The 21,434-nt window shown below is 72.1% G+C and carries 2 protein-coding genes (both cut by a window edge); both read right to left on the minus strand.

The window, feature by feature from the left end:
• Positions 1-6,679, minus strand: partial view of a non-ribosomal peptide synthase/polyketide synthase gene (locus AB0J80_RS27365; RefSeq protein ID WP_364710297.1) — the 5' portion only. The gene continues 25,184 nt to the left of window position 1, outside the view; the window shows 6,679 of its 31,863 coding nt (coding positions 1-6,679); the start codon lies at positions 6,677-6,679; the stop codon falls past the left edge of the window.
• Positions 6,679-21,434: the 3' end of a non-ribosomal peptide synthase/polyketide synthase gene (locus tag AB0J80_RS27370; protein WP_364710300.1), read on the minus strand. 25,198 nt of this gene lie beyond the right edge of the window; only the last 14,756 of its 39,954 coding nucleotides appear in the window; its start codon lies off the right edge, out of view; its stop codon occupies positions 6,679-6,681. Before AB0J80_RS27370 ends, AB0J80_RS27365 begins: the two co-directional genes overlap by 1 nt.

Consider the following 21,434-nt stretch of genomic DNA (forward strand, 5'->3'; position numbering starts at 1 on the left):
CGTCCGCGCCGGCGCGGAACAGCCACGCCCGGACCGGCACCTCGCGCGACAGGTCGAACCGGTACGCCGACGCCTCGGCCACCCGTCCGGGCAGCTCGCCGGCGCCGACCTCGACCTCCTCGACGGCCCAGTCGAGCTCGGCGGGGTCGAGGATGCGCTGGTACGGCTCGCCGTCGACCGCCGGGAACACCGTCCGCAGGGATTCATGCCGGCCGAGCACGTCGCGCACCGCCGCCTGCAGGGCCTCGACGTCCACCGCGCCGTTCAGGCGTACGGTCACCGGGTTGTTGTAGGTCGCGTTGGGGCCCTCGAGCTCCGCCAGGAACCACAGCCGGCGCTGGGCGAACGACAGCGGGATCCGCTCCGGGCGCTCCGCCGTGCCGATCGCCGGCCGGGCCCCGCCCGCACGCGCCTCGGCGAGGCGTGCCGCCAGCTCGGCCACGGTGGGCGCTTCGAACAGCGTACGGATCTCGAGGTCGACTCCGAGGGCCGCACGGACCCGCGAGACCAGGCGCACGGCCAGCAGGGAGTGCCCGCCCAGCTCGAAGAAGTTGTCGTCGATGCCGACCGCCGGGACGCCCAGGACCCACGCGAACGCGTCGCACAGCAGGGATTCCTCGGCCGTACCGGGCGCGCGGCCGGTGCCCGCACCGCCCTGGCCGGCGTAGTCGGGCGCCGGCAGGGCCTTGCGGTCGAGCTTCCCGCTGACCGTCAGGGGAAGGGCGTCCAGGACGACGATCGCCGCGGGAAGCATGTAGTCCGGCAGCCGCGCGGCCACGTACGCCCGGATGTCGTCCAGCGGCAGCTCGTCGCCGGCGGACGGCAGGTCGCGGGACGGCACGACGTAGGCGACGAGTCGGAGGTCCCCGGGGCTGTCCTCACGCGCGATCACGGCGGCCTGGCCCACCACCGGATGCTCGGTGAGGACGCCCTCGATCTCGCCGGGTTCGATCCGGTAGCCGCGGACCTTCACCTGGTCGTCGGCCCGGCCGGCGTAGACGAGCTCGCCGTCCGGGGTCCACTTGGCCACGTCGCCGGTGCGGTACATGCGTTCGCCGGACCCGTACGGGCAGGCCACGAACCGCTCACCGGTGAGCCCGGCCCGGCCCGTGTACCCGCGCGCCAGCTGCGCACCGGCCACGTACAGCTCTCCGGCGACGCCGGCCGGCACCGGCTTCAGGGTGTCGTCGAGCACGAACACGCGGGTGTTCGGCAGGGGCCGGCCGATGACCGGCGCATCGCCCGCGGTGAGGGGCGCCGACATCGACGCGCACACCGTCGTCTCCGTCGGCCCGTACGCGTTGATCAACCGCCGGCCGCCCGCCCACCGCGACAGAACCGCTTGCGGGAGTGCCTCACCGGCGGACACCAAAGTCCGCACGGTGCTCAACGCCTCGGGTTCGAGCACCGCCAGAACCGCCGGCGGGAGCGTCACGTGCGACACGTCGAAGTGCTGCAGCACCTCGACCAGGCCGTTGCCCGGCAGCAACCGATCCGCCTCAGCCAGCACCAGCGCGGCACCGGCGCACCAGGTGACCAGCACCTCGGAGACCGCCGCGTCGAAGCTCGGCGACGCGAACTGCAGCACCCGGTCGCCGCCACCGACCTCGAACCGGTCCGCCTGTGCCGTCACCAGGTTCACCGCACCGCGATGGGAGACCGCCACACCCTTGGGCACTCCCGTCGACCCCGACGTGTAGATGACATACGCCAGGCCATCAGGGCGCACGATCGCGTCCGGCTTGTCCGATGGCCCCGACACGTCGGCGACATCGACCGTCAGCACCCCGCGCAGCGGCAGGTCGTCGAGCACCTCTTCGGTACCCAGCACCACGATCGCGCGGCTGTCGCCGATGATGAACGCGATGCGGTCCGCGGGCTGCCGCACATCGACCGGCAGGTAGGCGGCGCCGGCCTTCAGCACACCCAGCAGCGACACGACCAGATCCACGCCGCGCGGCATCGCCACCGCGACCAGCGACTCCGCGCCCACACCGAAGCGGCGCAGGTAGCCGGCGAGCTGGTTCGCGCGGGCGTCGAGCTCCCGGTAGGACAGCGACACCCCGTCGGCGAGGACGGCGGGAGCGTCCGGCGCAGCCGCGACCCGGCGCTCGAACAGCTCGACGACACTGCCGCCCGCAGGCTCGGCCGTCGTCCCGTTCCCGGCGTGCAGCAGCTGGTCCTGCTCCGCCTCGCCCAGCACGGCGACCCTGTCCAGGGCGACGTCGCCGTCCTGGCGCAGGGCCGCGACGAGATGCTCGGTGGCGGTCAGCATCATCCGGCCGATCGCGCGCGGGTCGACCGAGTCGACCGCCTCCACGGTGAAGCTCAGCTCGTCGCCGCCGTGGTCGTTGACGGCGACGGCGACCGGGTAGCTGGTGTAGCCCCGGGTGTACACGGCACGGATGCCGCCCGCGTCACCGGTCGGGCGGCCGGTCTCACCCGGCTTGCCGCGGAGGTGGTAGCGGTAGTTGAACAGCGAGGTGAACAGGGGCGTGCTCCCGGCCAGCCCGGAGGCCTGCTGCGCCACCGCGAGCGGGGCGTGCTCGTGTTCCAGGAGGGCCGCCAGCTGCCCGCGCATGCCCTCCACCGCGGCGCGCACGCTCAGCCGGGTGCCGGCGCGCACCGGCAGTGTGTTGATGAACGGGCCGAGCACCCGGTCGGCGCCCTCGCCGGCGTTCATCCGGCCGAACAGCACCGTCCCGAACACGACGTCGTCGCGGCCCGCCAGCACGCCGAGGACGCGTGCCCACATCACGTGGAACACGGTGGCCGGACTGACCCCGAGCGAGCGGGCGACGTCGCGTACCTCCGTCGCCAAGGCCGCCGTGAGCGGGACGACCACCTGGTCCACCTGCATGCCGTCGCCGTGGACGTCGGTGAGCCCGAACGGGGCCGTCGTCTCCGTCACGTCGCCCAGCAGCTCGGCGAAGTAGCGCTCGTGCTCCTCCCGCGACACGCCGCCGCGCGCCTGCGCCACGAAGTTGCGGAACGGCTTCGCCGGGGCCAGCTCGGCCTCCCGTCCGGCCAGCACCGCCCGCAGCTCGGCCATCAGCACGTCCATGCCCAGGTGGTCCTGGGTCATGTGGTGCATCCGGACCAGGCCCAGCAGGCGCCCGTCGCCGGCCTCGGCGACGTGCAGATCCATCAGCGGTGCCCGGCCGAGGTCCATCCCGGACCCGACGGCCGCGATCAGCTCACCGAACCGGCCGGCACCCGGGCCGACCGGCTCCACCTCGCTCACCGACACCCGCGCGCGCCGCCACACGACCTGAACCGGCTCGGACAACCCCTCCCACACCACCGCCGTACGCAGAATGTCGTGCCGGTCGACGACGAGCTGCAACGCGGTCACGAACGCGTCCAGCCGTTCGCGCGAGTCGAACTCGAGCACCCGCATCGTCACGTACGCGTCGGCGCCACCGGCGGCGAGCAGGTGGTGGAAGAGCAGGCCCTCCTGCAGCGGCGCCAGCGGATACATGTCCGCAACGTTCGCCGCGCCGCCCTCGACGGCCGCCACCACCCGGTCGATCTCGGGCTGCGTCAGCGACACCATCGGCAGCATCTCCGGCGTGATGTGCTGCGCGCCCTCGGGGATGGCGTTCTCGGGCACCGGCACGGCGTCCGGTGCCGTACGGCCGGCCAGACCGGCGGGCGTCGGCGACTCGAACAGGGCGCGTACGGGCACGGAGACGCCCGCCGCCCGCAGGCGCTCCACCAGCGTCACCGCCAGCAGTGAGTGCCCGCCGAGCTCGAAGAAGTTGTCGTCGACGCCGACCGACTCGCGACCCAGCACCTCCGCGAAGACCCGGCAGAGGATCTCCTCCTGAATCGTCTCCGGCCCCCGGCTGCGGGTGCCGGCGTACTCCGGAGCCGGCAGCGCCGACCGGTCCAGCTTCCCGTTGGCCGTCAGCGGAATGGCCGCCAGCGTCACCACCGCGGCGGGCACCATGTACTCCGGCAGCCGCTCGGCGGCGAACTCCCGCAGGTCCGGCACCGTGTCACCCGCCGGCACCACGTAAGCCACCAGCCGCTCGTCGCGGACGATCACCACCGCCTGCGCCACCGCCGGATGCCCCGCGAGGACCGCCTCGACCTCGCCCGGCTCCACCCGGAACCCGCGGATCTTGACCTGCTCGTCGGCGCGCCCGGCGAACACCAGCTGCCCGTCGGAGGTCCACTTCACCCGGTCGCCGGTGCGGTACATCCGCTTCCCGGCCGCGTACGGGCAGGCCACGAACCGTTCGCCGGTCAGCCCGGACCGGCCGGCGTATCCGCGCGCCACCTGGACGCCGGCCACGTACAGCTCGCCCACGACGCCGGGCGGCACCGGCTGCAACGCGTCGTCGAGCACGAAGAGGCTGGTGTTGGCGACCGGACGGCCGAACGGCACGGCGCCGGCCCGGTCCGCCTCCACGACGCCGGAGGCCACCATCACGGTCGCCTCCGTCGGACCGTACGTGTTGACCAGCTCGCGGCCCTGCGCCCAGGCCCGCGCCGTCGCCTCGTCGATGGCTTCCGCGCCGACCAGCAGCCGGCGCACGTCGGTCAGATCCGACGGGTCGAGCACCCGCAGCAGCGACGGCACCACGCTCGCCGCCTGGACCGGCAGCCCGGCCAGCAGACCGGGCTCCTGCCGCTCCCGCTCGGCCGCGATCACCAGCGTGGCGCCCGAGGTCAGCGCCACGGCCACGTCGAGCACCGAGGCGTCGAAGCTGAACGACGCGAACTGCAGCACCCCGACGCCGGGTTCCACGGCGAAGACCGCGGCCAGGTTCGCCAGCGAGCCGTGCGAGACGGCCACGCCCTTGGGCACACCGGTCGACCCGGACGTGTAGATGACGTAGGCCAGCTGGCCCGGCAGCACCGGCACCGGACCGGCGGGGGCGGCCGCCAGCGCCTCGTCGACGGCCACCACCGACACCGCCAGCCGCTGCGCACCGTCGGCCAGGACCAGGCCGGCCCCGCTGTCGGCGATCAGGAACTCCAGGCGGTCGGCCGGCAACTGCGGATCCAACGGTACGTAGGCAGCACCCGCCTTCCACACACCCAGGATCGCGGCCACCATCCGCGCGCCGCGCGGCAGGCACAGGCCGACCACCGACTCCGCGCCCACACCCGCGCCGCGCAGATACCCGGCGATCCGGTCCGCCTGACCGGCGAGCTCGGCGTAGGTCAGCGACTGCCCGTCGGCGAGCACCGCCGCCGCGTCCGGGCGGGCCAGCACGTGACGCTCGAACAGGTCGACGACGCTGTCGGGCGGAACCTCGGCGGCCGTGGCGTTCCAGCCGTGCAGCACCTGCTCCCGCTCGGCGTCGTCCAGCACCGGCACGGCGCGTACGGGAACATCCGGCTCGGCGACCACCGCCGCGAGCACGCGCACCCACCGCTCCGCCAGTGCCTCCACCGAGTCGAGGTCGAACAGGTCTGCGGCGGCGGTCATCGAGCCGCGCAGCCCGGCCGGTCGTCCCCGCTCGTCGAACAGCTCCCGCACGGACACGTCGAGATCGAAGCGGGCCGGGACCATCGGCTCGCGCTGGTCACCCGCCCGCCCTCCACCGGTACGCAGGCCCGGCATCTCGAGCGTGCCGCGCTGGTTGTTCTGGACGGTCAGCAGCACCTGGAACAGCGGGTGCCGGGCCAGCGACCGGGCCGGGGCAAGCTCTTCCACGAGCCGCTCGAACGGCACGTCCTGGTGCTCGAACGCGCCGAAGCTCGCCTCCCGCACGCGCCGCAGCACCTGCCGGAACGACGGGTCGCCGGAGAGGTCCGTCCGGATGACGAGGGTGTTGACGAAGAACCCGACGAGGTCGCTGAGGCCCTCGTCGGTGCGGCCCGCCACCGGCGCGCCGATCGGGATGTCGGTGCCGCCGCCGAGCCGGGACAGCAGCACCGCCAGCGCGGCCTGCAACACCATGAAGGGGCTCGCGCCCTCCTGCCGGGCGAGGCGGGCGAGCCGCCGGTGCACGTCGGCGGGCGCGGACAGCGTGACCCGGCGGCCGCGGTAGCTGGCCGCGGGCGGCCGGGGACGGTCCACCGGAAGGCTCAGCTCCTCGGGGACCCCGGCGAGGGTCCGCCGCCAGTAGTCCACCTGGGTCCGCAGCAGGCTCGCCGGGTCCGCCTCGTCGCCGAGGAGCTCGCGCTGCCAGAGCGTGTAGTCGGCGTACTGCACCGGCAGCGGGGTCCAGCCCGGGGCCTCGCCGCGGGCGCGCGCGGCGTACGCGGTCGACAGGTCCCGGCTCAGCGGCGCCCACGACCAGCCGTCGCCGGCGATGTGGTGCACCACCAGCAGCAGGATGTTCTCCCCCGGCCCGTCCTCGTCCGCCGGCGTCCGGAACAGCGTCGTGCGGATGGGGATCTCGGCCGCCAGGTCGAACGCGTACCAGGCCGCCTCGTCGATGGCCGCGCCCAGCTCCGCCGCCGGCACCTGCCGCACCTCGAGCTCCCAGTCCAGCTCGTCCGGCGCGAGGATCCGCTGGTACGGCTCGCCGTCGGCGACCGCGAACACGGTCCGCAGCGACTCGTGGCGCTCCAGCACGTCGCGCAGCGCCAGGCCGAGGGCCGCGACGTCGAGGTCGCCGCTGAGCCGGACGGTCTGGGGCAGGTTGTAGGTGGGGTTGGGCCCCTCCAGCCGGCTGAGGAACCACAGCCGACGCTGCGCGAACGACAACGGGATCATCAGTTGGTCTCCTTACGCATCGGGCGCAACGTCGGTCGAGCTGTCTTGCGGGTGCCGAGCCTCTCCGCGAGCAGAGCCGGCGTGGGCGCCTCGAACACGGTGCGGATCTCGACATCGACGCCGAGGGCGGCCCGGATGCGCGAGACGAGGCGGACGGCGAGCAGGGAGTGCCCGCCGAGGTCGAAGAAGTTGTCGTCGGCACCGACCTCGTCGAGGCCGAGGACGTGGCCGAAGGCGTCGCAGAGAGCGGCTTCCTCGGGGGTGCCGGGCGCTCGTTTCGTGGCGGCAGCGGCCGCGGCGTAGTCCGGCTCGGGCAGCGCCTTGCGGTCGAGCTTGCCGTTGCCGGTCAACGGCAGGGCGTCCAGCGCGACGACGGTGGCCGGCACCATGTACTCCGGCAGCCGCTCGGCGACGTACTCGCGCAAGCCGTCGGTGTCGGAGGCGACGACGTAGGCGATCAACCGGTCGTCCCGTGCGATGACGGCGGCCTGCGTCACCGCTGGGTGGGCGGTGAGCACGGCCTGCACCTCGCCGGGCTCGATCCGGTACCCGCGCACCTTCACCTGGTCGTCCGCGCGGCCGGCGAAGACGACCTGTCCGTCGGCGGTCCACTTGGCGAGGTCGCCGGTACGGTACATCCGCCCGCCCCACGGGCACGCTGTGAACCGCTGCGCGGTCAGCCCGGGACGGCTGACATAGCCGCGTGCGACCTGCGCACCGGCTACATACAGCTCACCGGTCACACCCGGCGGCACCGGCTGCAACGCATCGTCCAACACGAACAGACGGGTGTTCGCCAAGGGTCGCCCGACCGGGATGACGCCACCCGTCACCTCAGTCGTGGCCACGCCGACCGTGGTCTCGGTCGGCCCGTAATGGTTGAACACCCGCAACCCGTCGGCGGCCAGCTCCTCCACCAGGCCCGCCGGAGCCGCCTCACCACCAAGCACCAACGAACGCCTCGGACGCAAACCGCCAAGCGCCATCACGTGCGACGGCACCACCTTCACCGCATCAATGCGCTCACGGTCCAGATACGCGCCGACCGCCTCAGCGTCCACGACCATGTCCGAGTCAAGAACGTGCACCTGACCACCAGTGGCCAGCGCCGCGAACAACACCGTGTTACCCAGGTCGGTCACCTGCGGCTGCAACAACGCATACCGCATCCCCGGCGAACTCCAACCCAACCGCTGCGACACCGAGACGACATAGTTGGCCAGCGACCCCTGAGTGACGGCCACGCCCTTGGGCACACCCGTCGACCCGGACGTGTAAATCACGTAAGCCAGCCGGTCGGCTGCCAGCGGCGGCGCCACCAGCGTCGAGTCCGGGTGGGCCAGCACCATCGGGTCATCGACCGCGATCATCCGGACCCGGCCCGCCGGCAGGTCGTCCAACACGTCCTGATCACCGACCAGCAGCGACGCACGGCTGTCCGCCAGCAGGAACGCGATCCGCTCCACCGGCATCTTCTGATCCACCGGCAGATACGCCGCCCCGGCCTTCCACACCCCCAGAATCGCCGCGACCATCTGCTCACCCCGCGGCAAGCACAGCCCGACCACCGACTCCGCACCCACACCGCTACGACTCAAGTACCGCGCCAGCCGGCTCGCCCGAGCATCCAACTCCGCATACGTCACCGGCACGCCATCGGCCACCAGCGCCACGGCGTCCGGAGCGAGTGCGGCCTGCCGTTCGAAGAGCCCGACCACACTGGAGTCCGGCGCCTCGGTCGCGGTGTCGTTCCACCGGTGCAGCACCAGATCCCGTTCGGCGTCGTCTGCCACGGGCACTTCGTGCAGCCGTACGCCGGGATCGTCGGTGACTGCCGACAGCACCCGCACGAACCAACCGGCCGCGCGCTCCGCCGTCGCGGCGTCGAACAGGTCCGCGGCCACCGTCACCGCACCGCGGATCCCGGCCGGGCCGCCCTGCTCGTCGAACAGCTCGTTGACGGGCACGTAGAGGTCGAACTTGACCATCGTCTGCGCCGGGTCGTCGAGCTCCGCGGAGCCGGCCGTCGTATCCCTGGTGCGGCCGGTGTCGGTCATCACGACCTGCACCAACGGATGCCGCGCCATCGACCGCGACGGCGCCAACTCCTCCACCAACCGCTCGAACGGCACATCCTGATGCGCCATCGCACCCAGACTCGCCTCACGCACCCGACCCAGCACCCGCCGGAACTCCGGATCCCCCGACAGATCCGCCCGGATCACCAACATATTGACGAAACAACCAACCAGATCATCCAGAGCCTCATCCGTACGCCCCGCCGTCGGCGAACCGATCGGCACATCGGTACCCGCACCCAGCCGCGACAACAGCACCATCAACGCCGCCTGCAACACCATCACCACCGTGACGCCCTCATCACGCGCCAGCACGGCGACCCGGCGATGCACCTCCGCAGGAACCCGCCACGGCACCGTGTGACCCCGATGACTGGCCACCACCGGCCGCGGCCGATCAGTCGGCAAGCTCAACTCCTCGGGAGCACCCGCGAGCGTCTCCCGCCAGTAGGTGACCTGCCGCGACAGGAGGCTGTCCGGGTCGCTCTCGTCGCCGAGCAGGTCCCGCTGCCAGATCGCGTAGTCGGCGTACTGCACCGGCAACGGCGCCCACTCGGGTGCTTCGCCCCGGGAACGGGCCGCGTAGGCGGCCGACACGTCGCGGCTCAGCGGCTCCGAGGACCAGCCGTCGCTGGCGATGTGGTGCAGCAAGAGCATCAGCACCTGCCCGTCCCCGCCGGTGCGGAACAGCCAGGCCCGGATCGGCGCCTCCCGCGCCAGGTCGAACGCGTAGCTGCGAGCCTCGGCCACCTTCCGCGGCAGCTCGCCGGCTGCGACGTCGACGACGTCGAGGTGCCAGTCCAGCTCCGCGAGGTCGAGAATCCGCTGGTACGGCTCACCGTCGGCGACCTCGAACACCGTCCGCAGCGGCTCGTGCCGGCCGATGACGTCCCGCAACGCCGCGTCCAGGGCGGCCACGTCGACGTCGCCGGGCAACCGGACCACGGTCGGCATGTTGTACGTCGGCGCCGGGCCTTCCAGCTGCCCGACGAACCACAGCCGGCGCTGCGCGAACGACAGCGGCACCCGCTCCGGCCGCTGCACCGTTCGCAACGCCACCCGCGTCTCTTCGCCGGTGCTGCCGGCCAACCGGGCGGCGAGGGCGGCCACGGTCGGCGCCTCGAACAGGGTGCGGATCGCGACCTCGACGCCGAGCATGGCCCGGATCCGCGACGCCAGCCGGACCGCGAGCAGCGAATGCCCGCCCAGGTCGAAGAAGCTGTCGTCCAGCCCCACCGACTCCACACCGAGCACCTGCGCGAACGCCCCGCACAGCAGCTCTTCCTGCACGGTCGCCGGTCCCCGGCCGTCGGCGCCGCCGAAATCGGGGGCAGGCAGCGCCCGTCGATCCACCTTCCCGTTGCGCGTCAACGGAATGGCCGCCAGCGGAACCACCGCCGCCGGCACCATGTACTCCGGCAACCGCTGCGCGACGAACTCCCGCAACCCGTCGGCCTGCGACGCCACCACGTAAGCCACCAGCCGCTCGTCGCGCACGATGACAACCGCCTCGGCCACCTCAGGACGGGCCAGCAGAACCGCCTCGATCTCCCCCGGCTCCACCCGGAACCCGCGAACCTTCACCTGCTCGTCCGCACGCCCCGCGAACACCAGCTGCCCGTCGACGGTCCACTTGGCCAGGTCGCCGGTGCGGTACATGCGCTGCCCAGCCGCATAGGGACACGCCACGAACCGCTCACCCGTCAGCGCGGGACGGCCCACATAGCCGCGAGCCACCTGCACACCCGTGACATACAGCTCGCCCGCCACGCCGGGCGGCACCGGCTGCAGGAACTCGTCGAGCACGAACAGGCGGGTGTTGGCGATGGGCCGCCCGAACGGGACGGCACCCTCCCGATCCGCGTCGACCACGCCGGAGGCGACCATCACCGTGGTCTCGGTCGGCCCGTAGGTGTTGACCAGCTCCCGGCCCCGCGCCCACACCCTTGCGGTCGCCTCGTCGATGGCCTCGGCACCGACCAGCAGCCTCCGTACGTCCGTCAGGTCCGACGGGTCAAGCACGCGAAGCAGCGACGGCACCACACTCGCGGCCTGAATCGGCAAGCCGGACAGCAGCGACGGCTCCTGCCGCTCCCGCTCCGAAGCCACCACCAATGTCGCACCCGCACTCAGCGCCACCGCCACATCAAGCACCGACGCGTCGAAACTGAACGACGCGAACTGCAGGAACCCGACCCCGGCACCGACCGCGAAGACCGCCGCCAGGTTGCTCAGCGAAGCATGCGAGACGGCTACTCCCTTGGGCACACCCGTCGACCCCGACGTGTAGATCACGTACGCCAACTGCCCGGGCAGCACCGGCACCGACATCACCGGATCGCTGTGCAACGCGGCTTCGATGCCGTCCTCGTCGAGGACGAGGCTCGCGTCCGCGGCCAGTGTTTCCAGGCGTTCGGCGGGCAGCTGCGGATCCAGCGGGACATAGGCCGCTCCGGCCATCCACACACCCAGGATTCCGGCCACCGTTTCCACGCCACGCGGCAGACGCAGTCCCACCACCGACTCCGCGCCCACACCGGCACCGCGGAGGAACCCCGCGATCCGCGCCGCCTGCTCTCCCAGCTCGGCATACGTCAGCGAGACCCCGTCGGCGAGCACCGCCACCGCACCCGGATCCGTAGCGACTCGGCGCTCGAACGACTCGACGACGCTGCAGGCGGCAAACTCGGCAGCGGTGTCATTCCAGCCGTGAAGCACCAGCTCCCGCTCGGCGTCGTCGAGCACCGGCACCGCCCGCACGGGCAGGTACGGGCTTGCTGCCGCCGTCCGCAGCACCCGTACGAGCCGTTCGGCGAGCACGGCTACCGAGTCCGTGTCGAACAGGTCGGTGCTGGCGGTGAGCGAACCCCGCAAGCCGGCCGGGCGGCCCTGCTCGTCGAACGCCTCGCCGACGGTCACCTCCAGATCGAAGCGGGCCGCGACCGTCCCGTCGGCCACGAGCTCCGCGACGCCCGCGGTCCTCGCCCCGGGCAGATCCGCGACGGCACGCTCGTTGTTCTGCACGGTGAGCATCACCTGGAACAACGGGTGCCGCGCCAGCGACCGCGACGGCGCCAGCTCCTCGACCAGCCGCTCGAACGGCACGTCTTGGTTCGCCAGCGCACCCAGCGTCGTCTCCCGCACCCGCGCCAGAACCTGCCGGAAGTCCGGGTCACCCGCCAGATCCGTACGGATCACCAGCGTGTTGACGAAGAACCCGACCAGGTCGTTGAGCGCCTCGTCGGAACGACCGGCCACCGCGGAGCCGATCGGGATGTCCGTGCCGGCGCCGAGCCGCGACAACGTCACGGCCAGCGCGGCCTGCAGCACCATGAAGACGGTGACGTCCTCGGCCCGGGCCAGGTCCACCACCTGCCGGTGCACGGACTCGGGAACGTGCAGCGCGACCCGGTGCCCGCGGTGGCCCGAGGCGGGCGGCCGCGGCCGGTCCACCGGCAGTGCGAGTTCCTCGGGTGCCCCTTCCAGGGCCTGCCGCCAGTAGCCGACCTGCTTCGCCAGCACGCTGTCCGGGTCGGATTCGTCGCCCAGGACGTCGCGCTGCCAGAGGGCGTAGTCGGCGTACTGCACGGGCAGCGGTGCCCAGCCGGGTGCCTCGCCACGCAGCCGCGCCGCGTACGCGACGGACAGGTCCCGGGCCAGCGGACCGGTCGACCAGCCGTCGGTCGCGATGTGGTGCAGCAGCAGCACCAGCGTCGGCTCGGCCGTACCGGGCTGGAACAGCCATGCCCGGATCGGCACCTCACGCGCCAGGTCGAACGCGTACGCCGAAGCCTCGGCCACCGCACCGGCCAGCTCGCCGGCCGCGACCTCGACCACCTCGAGGCGCCAGTCCAGCTCGTCGGGGTCGAGGATGCGCTGGTACGGCTCACCGTCGACCGCCGGGATCATCGTCCGCAGCGACTCGTGGCGTCCGATGACGTCTCGCAGCGCGGCGCCGAAAGCGGGCACGTTCACGCCGGCGTCGAGCCGCACGACGACCGGGGAGTTGTACGTCGAGCTGGGTCCCGACAGCTCGCCGAGGAACCACAACCGCTGCTGCGCGAAGGACAGCGGCACTCGCTCCGGCCGTACCCTGCCGCGCAGAGCGGCCCGGGCCGGGCTCGTGTCGGTGCTCGCCAGCCTCGCCGCGAGCGCGGCCACTGTCGGCCCCTCGAAGAGCATCCGGATCTTCACCTCGGCGCCGAGCCGCGCCCGGATCCGCGACAACAACCGGATCGCCAGCAACGAGTGCCCACCGAGCTCGAAGAAGTTGTCCTCACGCCCGACCGACTCCCGCCCGAGCACCTCCGCGAAGATCCCCGCCAGCAACACCTCCGTCTCATTCACCGGCTCAGCACTAGCCACCCGCTCTTCCACCGCCGGCAACGCCGCCCGATCCAACTTGCCGTTGGCCGTCAACGGCAACGCCTCCAGCGCGACCACCGCGGACGGCACCATGTACTCCGGCAACCGCTCGGCCACAAACTCACGCAACCCAGCGGTCTGCGACGCGACCACATACGCGACCAGCCGGTCCTCCCGGGCGATCACCGCCGCCTGCGCCACCGCCGGATGCGCGGTCAGCACGGCCTGCACCTCACCCGGCTCGACCCGATACCCCCGCACCTTCACCTGGTCATCGGCGCGCCCGGCAAACATCACCTGCCCATCCGCGGTCCACTTCGCCAGGTCACCGGTGCGATACATGCGTTCACCGACCGCGTAGGGGCATGCCACGAAGCGGTCCGCGGTCAGCCCAGGCCGGCCCACATACCCGCGCGCCACCTGCACACCCGCGACATACAACTCACCCGTCACACCCGGCGGCACCGGCTGCAACGCATCGTCCAACACGAACAGACGGGTGTTGGCCAACGGCCGCCCAACCGGGATGACCCCACCCGTCACCTCAGTCGTGGCCACGCCGACCGTCGTCTCGGTCGGCCCGTAATGGTTGAACACCCGCAACCCGCCGGCGGCCAGCTCCTCCACCAGGCCCACCGGAGCCGCCTCACCACCAAGCACCAGCGAATGCCGCGGACGTAAAGCGCCCAGCGCCATCACGTGCGACGGCACCACCTTCACCGCATCAATGCGCTCACAGTCCAGGTAGGAGGCGACCGCTTCAGCGTCGACGACCATGTCCGGGCCGAGGATGTGGACCTGACCACCGGTGGCCAGCGCGGAGAACAGCACAGTGTTGCCGAGGTCGGTGACCTGCGGCTGCAACAACGCATACCGCATCCCCGGCGAACTCCAACCCAACCGCTGCGACACCGAGACGACATAGTTGGCCAGCGCCTCGTGCGTGACCGCCACACCCTTGGGCACACCCGTCGAGCCGGACGTGTAGATCACGTAGGCCAGCTGCGACGCCGCCACCGAGGGCAGGACCACGGCCGCCGCCTGGACCTCTTCGGTGAGCACGATCCGGGCACCGCTGTCGGCGATCAAGAACTCCAACCGCTCCGCGGGCAGAGCAGGATCCAGCGGCAGATACGCCGCACCCGCCTTCCACACGCCCAGGATCGCCGCGATCGTCTCCACACCGGGCGGCAGCGCCAACCCGACAACCGACTCCGCCTCCACCCCGGAGGCCAGAAGGTGGCCGGCGATGCCATCCGCCCGCGCGGACAGCTCCGCATAGGTCAGCGACACGTCACCGGCGACCAGCGCCACCGCCTCCGGCGACGCCGCCACCTGACGCTCGAACAGTTCCAGCACGCTCGACGCCGGCACCTCGGCCGCCGTGTCGTTCCAGCCGTGCAGCACCAGCTCCCGCTCGGCGGCGTCGAGCACCGGCACCGCGTGGAGGCGAACCTCCGGTGCAGCGGTCACCACGTCCAGGACCCGCACCAGCCAGTCGGCCAGGCGGTGCGCCGTACCTTCGTCGAAGAGATCCATCGGCGCGGTGAGCGAACCGCGCAGACCCGCCGGACGGCCGGCCCGGTCGAACACCTCGCCCACGGTCACGTGCAGGTCGTACTTCGCCGGCGCCGGCATCGCCTCCGCGAGGTGCGACGCTTCGACCGGCAGGTCCACGACGGCGTGCTCGGTGTTCTGGAAGGTGAGCATGACCTGGAACAGCGGGTGGCGGGCCAGCGACCGGGCCGGCGCCAGGTCCTCGACGAGCCGCTCGAACGGCACGTCCTGGTGCCCCAGCGCGCCCAGCGTCGTCTCGCGGACCCGGGTCAGAAGCTGCAGGAACTCCGGGTCGCCCGACAGGTCGGTGCGGATCACCAGCGTGTTGACGAAGAACCCGACGAGCTCGTTGAGGGACTCGTCGGTGCGGCCGGCCACCGCGGAACCGATCGGGATGTCCGTGCCGGCGCCGAGCCGCGACAGCAGCACCGCCACGGCTGCCTGCACCACCATGAAGGCGGTGACGCCCTCCGCGCGGGCCAGGTCGACGAGCCGCTGGTGCACCTCTGCGGGCACCGCGACCGGCACCCGATGACCGCGGTGGCTCGCCTCCGCCGGACGCGGCCGGTCCACCGGCAGTGCGAGTTCCTGCGGCGCGCCGTCCAGCGTGCGGTGCCAGTACGCCACCTGCTGGGCGAGCAAGCTGTCCGGGTCGTCCTCCGCTCCGAGCAGTTCCCGCTGCCAGATGGCGTAGTCGGCGTACTGCACGGGCAGCGGTTCCCAGTCCGGTGCCTGGCCGCGCGAGCGTGCCGCGTACGCGGTCGACAGGTCGCGCGCCAGCGGGCCCATGGACCAGCCGTCGGTAGCGATGTGGTGGACGAGCAGCACCAGCACGCACGTCTCCGCGCCGGTGCGGAACAGCCATGCGCGGACCGGCGGCTCGTCGGACAGGTCGAAGGGGTGCCCGGCCGCTTCGGTCACCGCCGCGCCCATCTCGTGCGCGGCAACCTCGACCGGCCGCAGGTGCCAGTCCAGCTCGAAGTCGAGGATCCGCTGGTACGGCTCGTCGTCGACCGCCGGGAACACCGTGCGCAGCGACTCGTGCCGGCCGATCACGTCCCGCAGCGCCGCGTCCAGGGCGCCGGCGTCCACGTGCGGGTCCAGCCCGAGGATCAGCGGCAGGTTGTACGTCGGGCTCGGCCCTTCCAGCTGGTCGAGGATCCACAGCCGGCGTTGCGCGAACGACAGCGGCACCCGTTCGGGACGCTCGACCGCTCGGAGACCCGTACGCACGTGGTGGTCCGCGGATCCGGTCAGTCGCGCCGCCAGCCTCGCTGCCGTCGGCGCCTCGAACAGCACGCGCAGCGGCAGTTCGACGCCGAGCACCGCACGGATCCGGGAGATCAGCCGTACGGCGAGCAGCGAGTGGCCGCCGAGGTCGAAGAAGCTGTCGTCGACGCCGACCGTGTCGACGCCGAGGACCTGCGCGAACACGCCGCACAGCAGTTCTTCCTGCACCGTCGCCGGGCCCCGGCTGTCGGCTCCGGCGTATTCGGGTTCGGGCAGGGCCTTGCGATCCAGCTTGCCGTTCACCGTCAGCGGCAGCACCGGCAGCCTGACCACCGCCGCGGGCACCATGTATCCCGGCAGCCGCTCGGCGGCGAACTCGCGCAGGTCCGGCACCGTCTCATCGGCCGGGACCACATAGGCGACCAGCCGGTCGTCGCGGGCGACCACCGCCGCCTGAGCGACGGCCGGGTGTGCGATGAGCACCGCCTCGATCTCACCCGGCTCGATCCGGAAGCCCCTGATCTTCACCTGGTCATCCGCGCGGCCCAGGAACACCAACTGCCCGTCCCCGGTCCACTTCGCCAGATCCCCCGAGCGGTACATCCGCTCCCCGGATCCGTACGGGCACGCCACGAACCGCTCACCGGTCAGCCCCGGACGGCCCAGATACCCGCGCGACACCTGCGGCCCGGCCACGTAGACATCGCCGACGACGCCGGGCGGCACGGGCTGCAACCGGCCGTCGAGCACCAGCATCCGCGTGCCCGGCAGGCCACGACCCACCACACTGCCCGTCTCGCCACCGGTGAGCTGCCACTGCGTCGAATGCACCGTGGTCTCGGTGATGCCGTACATGTTGACCAGTTGCAGGCCGCCCTTGGACAGCCGGCCCGAGACGCGGGAGGGCTCCAACGCCTCACCACCGAACACGACCAACCGCACCGATGCCGGCAACGACGGCAGCTGGTAGAACGCCGACGGCGTCTGGCTCAGCACCGTCACCCGCTCCCGCGCCAACAACGCCGCGAACTCCTGCGGGCTACGCGACACCTCGAACGGCACCACCACCACCCGAGCACCGTGCAGCAGCGCACCCCACAACTCCCACACCGAGAAGTCGAACGCGAACGAGTGGAAACAGGTCCACACGTCGCCCGGCTCGAACTTGTCGGCCAGCGCGGTCAGCAGGGTCACCACGTTGCGGTGGGTCACGACGACGCCCTTGGGCGTACCGGTCGAGCCGGATGTGTAGATCACGTACGCCGCCTGGTCCGGCAGCGTCACCGTCGACACCGGCGCGTCCGACCGGCCCGCCGACCTTTCGAACACCACGACGGGCGCGGGGCTCTCCGGGATCAGCGCCTCGCACGAGGCGGACGTCAGCACCGCCGACACCGCCGCGTCGGACAGCACCACGCCGACGCGCTGCGCGGGAGTCCGCGGGTCGACCGGCACGTAGCCGGCGCCGGCCTTCAGCACCGCCAGCAGGGCGATGACCACCTCGGCGCCGCGCTCCATCATCACCGCGACCAGCGATCCGGCGGTCACGCCGGAGTCGGCCAGGTGGCGCGCCAGGCGGTTCGCCCGCCGGTCGAGCTCCCCGTAGGTCAGCGACACGTCGCCGGCCACCACCGCCACCGCCTCGGGGGCGGCCGCTGCCTGCCGCTCGAAGAGCTCCGGGAGCGTCACCTCGGGTACGCCGGCGAGGGGGATGTGCCACTCGTGCAGCGCCTGCTCCCGCTCCGCCGGGCTCAACACCGGCACCGCGCCGACGCGCATCCGCGGGGAGGCGGTCACGGCCGCCAGCACCTGGACGAGCCGCCGCACCCAGGTCTCGGCCGAGGCGGCGTCGAACAGGTCGGCGTCGGCCAGCACGAAGCCGCGCAGCCCGGCCGGGCGGCCGTCCTCCCCGAACGCCTCGGTGACGTTGATGTCCAGGTCGAACCGGGCGGGACCCAGGGTGGTGCGTCCGGCCGGCGTCTCGGCGGCGCCCTCGTTGTTCTGTACGGCGAGCATCACCTGGAACAGCGGGTGCCGCGCCAGCGACCGCGAAGGGGCGAGCTCCTCGACCAGGCGCTCGAACGGCACGTCCTGATGCGCCAGGGCGCCGAGCGTCGTCTCCCGCACCCGGGCGAGCACGTCCCGGAACTCCGGGTCGCCCGCCAGGTCCGTGCGGATGACCAGCGTGTTGACGAAGAAGCCGACCAGGTCGTCGAGGGCCTCGTCGGACCGGCCCGCCACGACCGACCCGATCGGGACGTCCGTGCCGGCACCGAGCCGCGACAGCAGGACCGCGACCGCGGCCTGCAGGACCATGAACGTGGTGACACCCTCGGCCCGGGCCAGCTCAACCAGCCGCTCGTGCACCTCGGCCGGGACCACCAGCGGCGCCCGGTGTCCGAGGTGCCGTGCCGCCGGAGGGCGCGGCCGGTCGACCGGCAGGCTCAGTTCCTCCGGGGCGCCCGCGAGCGCTTCCCGCCAGTAGGCCACCTGGCGGGACAGCAGACTGTCCGGGTCGTCCTCCGCGCCGAGCAGGTCCCGCTGCCAGATGGCGTAGTCGGCGTACTGCACCGGCAGCGGCTCCCACACCGGGGCCTGCCCCTGCTTGCGGGCCGCGTACGCCGTCAGCAGGTCCCGGCTCAGCGGCCCGGTGGACCAGCCGTCGGTGGCGATGTGGTGCAGCAGCACCAGCAGCACGCGCTCGCCGGATCCGGAGCGGAACAGCCAGGTCCGGACCGGGATCTCCCGCTCCAGGTCGAACGCGTACCGCGAGGCTTCGGCCACCGCATCGGGCAGGGCGTCACCGTCGACGTCGACGACGGGGATCCGCGCGTCGAGCCCGGCCGGATCGAGGATCCGCTGGTACGGCTCACCGTCGGCCGCCGGGAACACGGTACGCAGGGACTCGTGCCGGCCCAGCACGTCCCGTACCGCTGTCTCGAGGGCCGTGACGTCCACGTCATCGGGCAGCCGCAGGGTGGTCGGGCTGTTGTAGGTCGGGTTCGGTCCTTCGAGCTGGGCCAGGAACCACAACCGCCGCTGCGCGAACGACAACGGGACCCGCTCGGGCCGCTCGACCGCTTGCAACGCGGTCCGGGCCTGCCCGGCATCGGCGAGATGGCGGGCCAGCCCGGCCACCGTTGGCGCTTCGAACAGGGTACGAATCTCCAGATCCACGCCCATCGTGGCCCGGATCCGCGACACCAGCCTGGCCGCGAGCAGCGAGTGCCCGCCCAGGTCGAAGAAGCTGTCGTTCACGCCGACCGACTCGACATTCAGGATCTGCGCGAAGGCGTCACACAACAGCTCTTCCTGCACTGTGGCCGGCGCTCGGCCGACGCCCGCTCCGGTGCCGGACGCGGCGAAGTCCGGGAGGGGCAGCGCTTTTCGGTCGAGCTTGCCGTTGGCCGTCAGGGGCAGAGCCGCCAGGGTGACGATCGCGGACGGCACCATGTACTCGGGGAGCCGCTGGGCAAGGTGCTCCCGCAACCCGTCGGCCTGTTCTCCCACGACATAGGCGACCAGCCGCTCGTCACGGGCGACGACCGCCGCCTGCGTCACCGCGGGGTGCCCGGTGAGCACCGCCTCGATCTCTCCCGGCTCGATCCGGTAGCCACGAACCTTGACCTGATCGTCCGCCCGGCCGATGTAGGCCAGCTGCCCTTCCGAAGTCCACTTGGCCACGTCACCGGTGCGGTACATCCGCGCCCCGGACCCGAACGGGCACGCCACGAACCGCTCGCCCGTCAGCGCGGCCCGACCCACATAACCACGCGCCAGCGGCACACCCGCCACATACAAGTCACCCGGAACACCGACCGGAACCGGCTGCAACGCCCCGTCCAACACGAACACCCGGCCGTTGCTGATCGCCCGGCCGATCACCGGGGCATCCCCGGACGCGAGCGGCATCGACATCGACGCGCACACCGTCGTCTCCGTCGGCCCATACGCGTTGATCAACCGCCGGCCGGTCGCCCACCGCGACAACACTGCTTGCGGCAACGCCTCACCAGCAGACACCAACGTCCGCACCGACCCCAATGCCTCGGGCTCCAGCACCGCGAGCACCGCAGGCGGCAACGTCACCTGCGACACCTCGAAGTCCCGCAACACCTCCACCAGACCGTTGCCCGGCAACAACCGGTCCGCGTCCGCAAGCACCAACGCGGCACCGGCACACCACGTGACCAGCACCTCCGACACCGCGGCGTCGAAACTCGGCGACGCGAACTGCAACACCCGGTCGCCGCCACCGACCTCAAACCGCGTCGCTTGCGCAGACACCAGGTTCACCGCGCTGCGGTGCGTGACCGCCACACCCTTCGGCACACCCGTCGAACCCGACGTGTAAATCACATACGCAAGCCCGTCCGGACGCACCACCGCGTCCGGTCTGTCCGCGGGCCCGTCCACATCCGCGATGTCGACCGTCAGCACACCGCGCAACGGAAGATCGTCGAGCACCTCCTCGGTGCCCAGCACCACGATCGCCCTACTGTCAGCGATCATGAACGCGATCCGTTCGGCGGGCTGCTTGACATCGAGCGGCAGGTAAGCAGCGCCCGCCTTCAACACGCCCAGCAGCGACACCACCAGATCCACACCGCGCGGCACGGCGACCGCCACCAACGACTCTGCGCCCACACCGAACCGGCGCAGATAACCCGCGAGCTGGTTCGCCCGGGCGTCCAGCTCCCGATAGGTCAGCAACACACCCTCGGCCAGAACCGCCAAAGCGTCCGGCGCAGCCGCCACCCGACGCTCGAACAGCTCCACCACACTGCCGGCCTCGACCTCGGCCGCAGTCTCGTTCCAACGGACGAGCAGGCGCTCGCGCTCGCGGTCCGTCAGCAGAGGCACCGCGTGCACGGGCAACGCGGGCTCCGTGACCACCGTCGTCAGGACGCGTGCCAGCCAGTCCGAGAGCCGGTCGGCCGTCGCCGCGTCGAACAGGTCGGCGGCGACCGTGAGGGAGAGCCGGATTCCGGCCGGGCGGCCCCGCTCGTCGAACACCTCGCCGGCCATCACGTCGATGTCGCCGGTCGCCACCGCGTCGAGCGTGGACACGCCCGCGGACCGTGCACCCGGGAGCTCCACCGCGGCACGTTCGTTGTTCTGCAACGTCAGCACGACCTGGTAGATCGGGTGCCGCGACAACGACCGCGACGGCGCCAGCTCCTCGACCAGGCGCTCGAACGGCACATCCGCATGCGCCAACGCCCCGAGCGTCGTCTCCCGTACCCGCGCCAGGACCTGACGGAAGTCCGGCTCACCCGCCAGATCCGTGCGGATCACCAGCGAGTTCACGAAGAACCCGACCAGGTCGTTGAGCGCCTCATCGGCACGCCCCGCCACACCTGACCCGATCGGGATATCGGTTCCGGCACCGAGGCGGGACAACGTCACGGCCAGGGCAGCCTGCAACACCATGAACGTCGTGACGCCCTCGGCCCGGGCCAGCTCGACGAGACGCTGATGCAGCTCCGCCGGAACCTGCAGAGAGGCCCGATGACCCCGATGTG

The sequence above is a fragment of the Actinoplanes sp. NPDC049548 genome (assembly GCF_040676695.1).
GTDB lineage: Bacteria > Actinomycetota > Actinomycetes > Mycobacteriales > Micromonosporaceae > Actinoplanes.